Genomic DNA, 4,240 nt, shown 5'->3' with positions numbered 1-4,240 from the left:
AAGCCGGGCAGGGTTTTATCAAGAATGCTTTGAATATCCATGCTTCTCCAGAAGTACATAAACAAAAAAATGGCCGCGCGGCCATTTTTCGTGTGATTTGAAAAATTGGCCTATTATAACTGTTTTCAAGATAAAAGAAAAGCGTTGATTTGGCGTGGATTTTTTGAAGTGATTGCGTAAATGGAAGGATAGGGGCGAGGCCGTCTGAAAAGGAAATTGTTGACAAGTTTTGATGTGGTGTCTCTGAAATTATTTTGGAAAACAAAGAATTGGTGTTGCTTTGTTTTCAGGCGGCCTTGTATTTCCTGGTTTTTCGTGCTTGCACAATGTGCAAGGCGGTTCTACAATTTCCTTATACTCTCCGAATAAGAAAGAAGGCCGCCATGTTCGCACATCCGATTTACAATTTTTCCGCAGGTCCTGCCGTATTGCCGGAAGCGGTATTGCGTACCGCGCAACAGGAAATGCTCGACTACAACGGTACGGGTTTCCCCGTGATGGCGATGAGCCACCGTTCGGATATGTTTTTGAGCATTCTGCATCATGCCGAACAAGACTTGCGCCAGCTTTTGAATATTCCGTCCAACTATAAAATCCTGTTTTTACAGGGCGGTGCGACCGCGCAATTTAATATGGTGGCCATGAATTTAGCGCACGGTTTTACGACTGCCGATGCGGTGGTAACGGGCAACTGGAGCCGTATTGCCTATGAACAGATGAGCCGTTTGAGCAATGCCGAAATCCGTTTGGCCGCGCATGGCGGCGAGCAATATGCCTATAAAAACCTGCCTGCGGTGGAGGATTGGGATGTCAACCCGAATTCTGCGTTTGTTCATTTTGCGATTAATGAAACCGTAAACGGTTTGCAGTATCAAAACGTCCCCAAACTTTCAGACGGCCTGCCGCCGCTGGTGTGCGATATGTCGAGCGAGATTTTGTCGCGTGAGTTTAATGTATCCGATTACGGCTTGATTTATGCCGGTGCACAAAAAAATATCGGTCCTGCCGGTGCGACCGTGGTCATTATCCGCGAGGATTTGCTGGAGCGTTGTCCGAACGATATTCCCGATGTGTTCAACTACCGCTCTCACATCAACCGCGACGGTATGTACAACACGCCGTCCACCTATGCGATTTATATGTCGGGTTTGGTGTTCCGCTGGCTGCAAACGCAGGGCGGTGTGAAAAAAATTGAAGCGGTCAATCGAATAAAGGCTCAAACCTTGTATGAGACGATAGACGGCAGCGGCGGTTTTTACATAAATGATATTCATCCTGATGCGCGCTCCAAAATGAACGTGGTCTTCAAAACCGCAAGTGAAGACTTGGACCGCCGCTTTGTGTTGGAAGCCGAGTTGCAGGGCTTGTGCCTGCTTAAGGGCTATAAAACCGTCGGCGGTATGCGTGCCAGTATTTACAATGCGATGCCGCTTGAAGGTGTGAACGCGTTGGCCGACTTTATGAAAGATTTCCAACGACGTTACGGTTAAGATGAAGATATAAAAAGGCCGTCTGAAACTGGGTTTCAGACGGCCTTTTGATTTGAATAAGTCTTATTCGGTGACTTCTTCAGTGATGCTGTCGCGGTAGATAGTGCTGTCGTAAGTCGGAACAGGAGGAGGCAGCAGGCTGTCGAGTGTCAGCGCGGACGGGTTCAGCGTAGGATAGCCACTGAAGGTTACGGAATAACCGCCGTTGCCGTTACTGCGGACTTTGGCATGCGTGCCCAAAGGGAAAGTGGTTTTGTTGGTGATGTGGCCGAATGGGAAGCCGGTCAACACAGGAATCTTGGCGGTGCGCGAAATGTGGTTGACTACGGCGGAGAAATCGTAGTTGGAGTCGTACACGTCGCGGATGGTGCCCATGCGGAAATCGCCGAAGATGATGGCGCGTTGTTTTTGCAAAACACCTGACAGATAAAGCGTGTTGAGCATGCGCTCGATGCGGTAGGGTTGCTCGCTGACGTCTTCGATAAAGAGGATGCCGCCTTGAATATCAGGCATATAAGGCGTACCGGCGAGGGAGGCGAGAACGCTGAGGTTGCCTCCCCACAATGTGCCTTCGACGTTGACATCGGCGCGTTGGATGGTCGGAACATCAACGATGTTGACGTTGTTGGTCGTGCCGCGGATGAACGAATCCATGGTAAAGACGCTGGGGTCTGCTTTGCCGAATTCGCTGTACACCATCGGGCCTGCAAAGCTCATCATATTGCCTTTGGCCAACAGGGCGAGTTGGACGGCGCACACGTCGCTGAAACCGAAGAATAATGTGCCGCGTTCGCGCATTCTGGCGCCGAGTGAGGCAAAGTCAATTTGCGGCAGGATGCGTGCCGCGCCGTAGCCACCGCGCAGGCCCATCAAGATTTTAGGCGTTTCGACACGACCGCTGGCAACGTCTTGGAAGTCGGCGGCGCGTTGGGCATCGCTGCCGGCAAAGCGTTGGTAACGGCGGCTGCCTGCTTGTTGGTTGGTCACGGTAAAGCCTGCGTTGTAGAGGCGGGTCAGGCCGGTGGTCACGCGGTTGGGGTCTTCGGCGAAGCCTGACGGCGCAACAACGCGCAGGAGGTTGTCGCCGGAACGTGGCGGATGGGGTTGCTTAGGTTGCACGGTTTGGGCTTTCGCGGTGGTGGAAGTGGTTTTGGTTTGCGGTGTGGTGGTCGTGCCTGTGCCGCAGGCTTGTAGCAACCCTGCGCCTGCCGCGGCAGAGCAGGTACGCAGGAAATGGCGGCGCGTGGTGGAGTTCATTGAGGTTTTCCTTTCGTTATATGTTCAGACGGCCTGAACTAGGCGTGTCGGGCCTTGCAGACCGTCTGAAAGTTTAAGCGATTAAGTTTTTGATTTGTTCCGGCCAATTTTCGGGCAGGGTCATACCGTGTTCGCGTACGGGCGCGGCCCAAATCGGCGCAGGAAAGTTGGCGTCGTTTTCAAAGCGGGCGATGACGTGCCAATGCAAGTGAGGCACAACATTGCCGAGGCTGGCCAGATTGATTTTGGCCGGGCGGAAGACTTGGCGCATTGCGGCTTCAACCTGATACACCATTTCCATGATTTCATTGCGTTCGGCAGGGGAAAGGTCGGTCATCTCGGAAACATGGTTATTCCAAATCACGCGGCAGAATGCCGGTGCGCCGGCTTCATTGTGGACGGCGATAACGCGCAGGTTTGGCGTTTGCAGCAAAATATCTTCGTTGTCGGCAGTGCAGATGGGGCAGGTCATGGGTTTTTCTTTCTCAGTCTGAATAGGAATCGGATGATTTCAATCAGGATTTTTAGAACAAGGTAAATGGCAGTCAGAGATATGAATGCGAAAAGCCACGGTTCAGGTATAAACCACCAAAATAAATAGGAGGGCGTGATTAAGTCGGCACATTCTTCGGCACTCTTAACGTGATCGCACAAGCCAAAGCGAAAAAAATCATTGACATCATGAAAGGGCGAATAGGCGAACATAAGTGCTATGGGCGTCACACAAATCAATGCAATGATGGCAATCCAAAAGAATGGTTTGAGATGTTTGAGTGCAGTCATGGATGAAATGTTATAAAAATTTTGCCGCGCCCTTATTGGCAAGTTCGTCGGCTTTTTCGTTTTCTGGGTGTCCGGCATGGCCTTTTACCCATGTCCAGCGGACATCGTGTTGTTGAACCAAACTATCCAGCTCTTTCCATAAGTCGTCGTTTTTAACCGGTTTTTTGGCGGCGGTTTTCCAGCCGTTTTTTTTCCAACCGCGTATCCAGCTTTCCATGCCGTTTTTGACGTATTGCGAGTCGGTGCAGATGACGACTTGGCAGCGGCGTTTTAGGGATTTCAGGCCTTCGATGACGGCAGTCAGTTCCATACGGTTGTTGGTGGTTTCGGCTTCGCCGCCGAACAGTTCTTTTTCGTGTGTGCCGTAGCGCATAAATACACCCCAGCCGCCTGCGCCGGGGTTGCCTTTGCATGCGCCGTCTGTGTAGAGGTAAACGGGTTTATCCATGGGCATGTCTTTGTCGAATAAGGCGGTATCATTATCATAACATAAGGCCGTCTGAAATATCGGCAAATACGGTTTACGCGTGTAAAATACCCTGCGCTTTATCACTCGTATAGAAAGAAGGCAGATATGGGATTGTTCAGCGGCCTTTTGGGCAATGCTTCGCAAAAAGACGCCGATGCGGTGGAACGCGATTTGGCGAATATCCTGATTGATGGCGAACAGGTAAAAATGGCATTCAGCCTGGTGCGCGATTTGATTGTGT

The 4,240-nt window shown here is 51.0% G+C and carries 6 protein-coding genes; 2 read left to right on the top strand and 4 right to left on the bottom strand.

The window, feature by feature from the left end; genetic code table 11:
- Positions 1 to 383 precede the first annotated feature (383 nt).
- A complete protein-coding gene (gene serC / locus ACTHUE_RS11815; protein ID WP_070695336.1) occupies positions 384 to 1,490 on the top strand; it encodes a phosphoserine transaminase in 1,107 nt (368 codons plus the stop codon).
- Positions 1,491 to 1,553: 63 nt separating this feature from the next.
- On the opposite strand, the gene ACTHUE_RS11810 is transcribed toward serC, so the two are convergent.
- From ACTHUE_RS11810 to rnhA, 4 genes are all read right to left on the bottom strand, one after another.
- Positions 1,554 to 2,747 (bottom strand): LD-carboxypeptidase, encoded by a 1,194-nt coding sequence (locus ACTHUE_RS11810; protein WP_070695337.1) that lies wholly within the window; start codon positions 2,745 to 2,747, stop codon positions 1,554 to 1,556.
- 73 nt (positions 2,748 to 2,820) lie between these two features.
- Positions 2,821 to 3,219 carry an HIT family protein gene (locus tag ACTHUE_RS11805; RefSeq protein ID WP_004519320.1) on the bottom strand — a complete coding sequence of 133 codons (399 nt, stop codon included), beginning with the start codon at positions 3,217 to 3,219 and terminating at the stop codon, positions 2,821 to 2,823.
- On the bottom strand, positions 3,216 to 3,530 hold the full coding sequence (locus ACTHUE_RS11800; RefSeq protein WP_049335391.1) for a hypothetical protein: 315 nt from the start codon (positions 3,528 to 3,530) through the stop codon (positions 3,216 to 3,218). The genes ACTHUE_RS11805 and ACTHUE_RS11800 overlap by 4 nt, the downstream gene beginning before the upstream one ends.
- Before the next feature lie 10 nt (positions 3,531 to 3,540).
- A complete protein-coding gene (gene rnhA / locus ACTHUE_RS11795; protein WP_049335392.1) occupies positions 3,541 to 3,978 on the bottom strand; it encodes a ribonuclease HI in 438 nt (145 codons plus the stop codon).
- Positions 3,979 to 4,104: 126 nt separating this feature from the next.
- On the opposite strand from rnhA, the gene ACTHUE_RS11790 reads away from it, so the two are divergent.
- Positions 4,105 to 4,240: PH domain-containing protein (locus ACTHUE_RS11790; protein ID WP_440423536.1), on the top strand; the 136-nt coding region annotated here is incomplete at its 3' end.

Source organism: Neisseria sp. P0021.S005 (genome assembly GCF_051956955.1).
This window is presented reverse-complemented; position numbering and strand designations above follow the sequence as displayed.

What these genes read in the sequence shown, in the direction of transcription:
- ACTHUE_RS11810 (WP_070695337.1), bottom strand. Translation starts at nt 2,747, where the DNA reads ATGAACTCCACCACGCGCCGCCATTTCCTGCGTACCTGCTCTGCCGCG.
- serC (WP_070695336.1), top strand. Translation starts at nt 384, where the DNA reads ATGTTCGCACATCCGATTTACAATTTTTCCGCAGGTCCTGCCGTATTG.
- ACTHUE_RS11800 (WP_049335391.1), bottom strand. Translation starts at nt 3,530, where the DNA reads ATGACTGCACTCAAACATCTCAAACCATTCTTTTGGATTGCCATCATT.
- rnhA (WP_049335392.1), bottom strand. Translation starts at nt 3,978, where the DNA reads ATGGATAAACCCGTTTACCTCTACACAGACGGCGCATGCAAAGGCAAC.
- ACTHUE_RS11805 (WP_004519320.1), bottom strand. Translation starts at nt 3,219, where the DNA reads ATGACCTGCCCCATCTGCACTGCCGACAACGAAGATATTTTGCTGCAA.